This window comes from Pseudomonas sp. P4_C3, assembly GCF_056402075.1.
Genome location: NZ_JBFUIC010000379.1, coordinates 1 through 3,513 on the forward strand (window position 1 = coordinate 1; position 3,513 = coordinate 3,513).

Here is a 3,513-nt window from a genome sequence, read left to right on the forward strand (position 1 = left end):
GGGTATGCCGTTTGCCGCTGTGCAGGCGACTCACGCCGTGGCGCAGGGTCACGCGATAGTAACCGCGAACGCCTTTGACCGGCCGCTGGTTGACGGCAAAGATCACCCCGTCGCCTTTCTTCAGGCTGATGACCATCGGGCGTGACTGCATTCGCGGGCGCTGTTCGGTCAGGACAAACTCGCCACCGGTGAAGTCTTCTTCGGGTTCTGACAGCAGAATCGCCACTTGCAGTGGGAAAACATGCTCACCGTATAAATCCTGATGCAAACAGTTGTAGTCCTGCGGACCATATTGCAGCAATAACGGTGTCGGACGGTTCTGACCAGCGGCATGACAGCGTTCGAGGAAGGCTTGATGGGTTTCAGGAAAACGCTCGGGCAAACCCATTTGTTCCTGCCAGCGATTGGCGATGGGCACCAGGCGCGGGTAGAGCGCACTGCGCAAGCGGGCCACCAATTCCGGCAACGGGTAGTTGAAATACTTGTATTCGCCGCGGCCGAACCCGTGACGAGCCATCACCACGTGCGAGCGAAAGGGCTCGGTTCGAGGGTACAAGGCGCTGACCTGATCACAAGCCTTGTGGCTCAACAGTGACGGGATGACGGCGCAACCGTCCTGATCAAGTTGCTGTTCCAGCCAGGGCCAGTCCAGCCTGTCCAGATATTGCTCGCTCATTGCCGGGCCTCTTGTTGTTGAGGTCGCTAGTCTGCACGGCAAAAATAAAGCTGGCACTCCGCTGCTTGCGGTCGAACTGCGAATGGGAGCGGACGTCCATTGTCGCTCCGGATCGCGTTACAGCGCTTTGCTGACGCTGATTTCGCTGATGACGTCGTCTTGTCCATGAAGGGCATCCAGCGCCGCTTTGGCTTCTTCCGGGGTGCCGTTTTCAAGCTGGGCAAACTCGAAGCGGCGCTCACCGTTGAGTTTGTATTTGATGACGTACTTGGTCGTTTGGGCCACGGTTGTATCTGCCTGTCTTGTGTTTCGGGTTCGCTGATCAGCTCAGTTTCGTGCTGGAACGGCGAATGATTTTGATCGAGTGGGTCAGGGTGGGTTTGCGCGTCACGCTGATAGCGCGGCGGTTGACGGTGTCGATCGTGATGTTCCAGAAACCGGTGCTGGGAGCGGTGATGCGGGCCGGAAACGTGTCGAATGCGCCGCCGTGATAGGTGTGACGACCGCCATTCTTGAAGCTGCGGAAGTTGGCGTCGTTCATCAAGCGGATGTTGCACATTTGGGAGCATTGAATGACGACAATGTCGTCTTCATTGAGGTGCTCGCGCTGATGGATAAATTTCATGAGGCGCCTCCAGAAGGGCTTTTTCTACAAAATCAAAACGATAGCATGGGCGATTGGCGCAGTTTATCAGCCCGAAGGGCTTATTATCCGGCCACTTTGACAATTAAAAACGCTAATTTCACGTTTGATGAGCGATAAAGCAGTTTGTCTCGGAGAAAAAACGCATCTGCGCTGTCCGAGCCTCTTTATCGGAGGTTTTGTATGAAGTGGGGTTTTTTGGTTCTTTCGCTGGCGGTATTGGTGAGTGGTTGTGCGAACGTCTCGGAAATCAACGAGTCGCTGCCGACCATGAACGTGATTTCTGGCAAGAAACCCCATGAATATGCGCAATGCCTGAGCGAAAAACTGGCCGACAGTCGTGGCGCCTTGCAAATCGAGCCGCACAAGGATGGGTTGCGTGTCATCGTGCCACTCAAGTATTCCTCGGGCCCGTCTGCCGTATTCGACATTGAAGAGCGTTCGGGTGGCAGCAGCATCAAGCTGCACGAGAGCATGTCCAATGTCCCGGTGCGTCCAATGGACGTACAGAATGCTGCCAACGAGTGCATTTCCGGCTGATAGACTGTCGACGATCAGCACCGATGCCGCCAAAGCCATGCTTTGGCGGCATCGTCATTTCTGGAGTCGAACATGAAGCGAGAGCAGGTCCGGGAGCGCCATGCAGAGGGTTTAATCTCTGCCACTCATGTGATTCAGAATCCGGCGGAGCTGGGGGAATGGATCGTGTTTTTCAAGAAAAGCGCCGGGCGCAGCTATTTCCTGGTGGATGACAATGATGAAGTCGAGTCTTTCAGTCGCCTTGATGATTTGATCGATACCGTGCGTGGACTTGGGATCAAGTTCGCCGAAATTCATCTGTAGGGCCGAGCGCCTTCTTTGCAGACCACCACGACACTGCGGCTCTTGTAGTTGCCGATATCGGCGCCGAGGGTCTTGTCGCTCTCCTTGAGCGAGGGCGTACCATCGGTTCCGACAATCTTGTAGCCGGTGCCGGCACAGGACGCATCGGCCTTTTCGTAGCACGCAGCCCAGGAATTGGCTTCCCCGGAGCAATCAATCGATAGGCCTTGTTCTCCGTTGCCCAGGTAGGTTTCTTCCGACGTTGCGCAGCCGCTCAGGGCCAATACCGCTAGCAAAGGCAAAATTTTGTTCATGGCTTGATCATCATCAGGGGAGGGGCTAAGGCTGAGACAGCGCCGCAGGCAAAAGGTTATAGCCAAACGCCACGTTATTGCATGCATTCATAAAAAAGCCCTGCGCAATGGCAGGGCTATTCGCATTGGACGTCGATCAGCTATTGTCCTTGCCACGTCGCTTGGGCTCCGGGTGCTCAAGCTCCAGCACCGAGGCCACTTCGATTGCCAGGGCTTCGGAAGGGAAAGGTCCGGCGATATTTTCACCGGCGACACTGGCTACCCACCATTGACCGTCTTTCACCTGATTGATCAGGAATCCGTTGACGCTTTTTACTGCCGACATCTATTTGCCTCGTTGTCTGGTTCAATCGCGCCATGATACCGCCAAACGCACTCAACGGGTGCCGAAGGGCGTATGGTGCTTCGTTCCTGGCGGTTGAAAGCCGTGCAATTGCGCAAGTCTCTGCTATGCATAAGGGCTTGCGCAGGGAACTATCGGCCAGTTTATTTCTCTATGTTGGCATCGGTTAGCCAGCGCGGGGGCATTGTAAGGTGCACGCCGCCTGATTAGACTGCGCCGAAACTCGTACACGCACAGCCCTTACAAGGACTTATATGATCAAGAAATGCTTGTTCCCAGCAGCCGGCTACGGCACTCGCTTCCTGCCAGCGACTAAAGCCATGCCCAAAGAAATGCTGCCGGTGGTGAACAAGCCACTGATCCAGTACGGCGTTGAAGAAGCACTGGACGCTGGCTTGAACGAAATCTCCATCGTCACCGGTCGCGGCAAGCGCGCCCTGGAAGACCACTTCGACATCAGCTACGAGCTGGAAAACCAGATCAAGGGCACCGACAAGGAAAAATACCTGGTCGGCATCCGCCGYCTGTTGGATGAGTGCTCGTTCTCCTACACTCGCCAGACTGAAATGAAAGGTTTGGGTCATGCGATCCTGACCRGTCGTCCGCTGATCGGCGACGAGCCGTTCGCCGTGGTACTGGCGGACGACCTGTGCGTCAACCTGGAAGGTGACGGCGTACTGAAGCAGATGGTCAAGCTGTACAAGCAGTATCGCTG

At 55.6% G+C, this 3,513-nt stretch carries 8 protein-coding genes; 3 read left to right on the forward strand and 5 right to left on the reverse strand.

Features of this window, described 5'->3' with window-relative positions:
• From AC1DVH_RS27870 to AC1DVH_RS27880, 3 genes are all read right to left on the reverse strand, one after another.
• Positions 1 to 676: 2OG-Fe(II) oxygenase (locus tag AC1DVH_RS27870; protein ID WP_477756503.1), on the reverse strand; the 676-nt coding region annotated here is incomplete at its 3' end.
• A gap of 117 nt (positions 677 to 793) precedes the next feature.
• Entirely contained in the window at positions 794 to 961 is a 168-nt protein-coding gene (locus AC1DVH_RS27875; RefSeq protein ID WP_477756504.1) for a hypothetical protein, read from the reverse strand.
• 37 nt (positions 962 to 998) lie between these two features.
• Positions 999 to 1,301, reverse strand: coding sequence for a DUF1883 domain-containing protein (locus AC1DVH_RS27880; RefSeq protein ID WP_007912251.1), 303 nt, complete (start codon positions 1,299 to 1,301; stop codon positions 999 to 1,001).
• A 201-nt stretch (positions 1,302 to 1,502) separates the two neighbouring features.
• On the opposite strand from AC1DVH_RS27880, the gene AC1DVH_RS27885 reads away from it, so the two are divergent.
• Positions 1,503 to 1,859: a hypothetical protein gene (locus AC1DVH_RS27885; protein ID WP_218430727.1), complete on the forward strand. Its 357-nt coding sequence runs from the start codon at positions 1,503 to 1,505 to the stop codon at positions 1,857 to 1,859.
• A 72-nt stretch (positions 1,860 to 1,931) separates the two neighbouring features.
• A complete protein-coding gene (locus AC1DVH_RS27890; RefSeq protein WP_046038394.1) occupies positions 1,932 to 2,162 on the forward strand; it encodes a hypothetical protein in 231 nt (76 codons plus the stop codon).
• Here the strand turns inward: AC1DVH_RS27890 and AC1DVH_RS27895 are convergent.
• Together AC1DVH_RS27895 and AC1DVH_RS27900 are read right to left on the reverse strand one after the other, a co-directional pair.
• On the reverse strand, positions 2,153 to 2,455 hold the full coding sequence (locus tag AC1DVH_RS27895) for a hypothetical protein (protein WP_477756505.1): 303 nt from the start codon (positions 2,453 to 2,455) through the stop codon (positions 2,153 to 2,155). The two genes, AC1DVH_RS27890 and AC1DVH_RS27895, sit on opposite strands and share 10 nt — an antisense overlap.
• Positions 2,456 to 2,591: 136 nt before the next feature.
• Positions 2,592 to 2,780 (reverse strand): hypothetical protein, encoded by a 189-nt coding sequence (locus AC1DVH_RS27900; RefSeq protein ID WP_477756506.1) that lies wholly within the window; start codon positions 2,778 to 2,780, stop codon positions 2,592 to 2,594.
• Between the two features lie 272 nt (positions 2,781 to 3,052).
• On the opposite strand from AC1DVH_RS27900, the gene AC1DVH_RS27905 reads away from it, so the two are divergent.
• A partial coding sequence (locus tag AC1DVH_RS27905) for a UTP--glucose-1-phosphate uridylyltransferase (protein WP_477756507.1) occupies positions 3,053 to 3,513 on the forward strand: 461 nt, incomplete at its 3' end.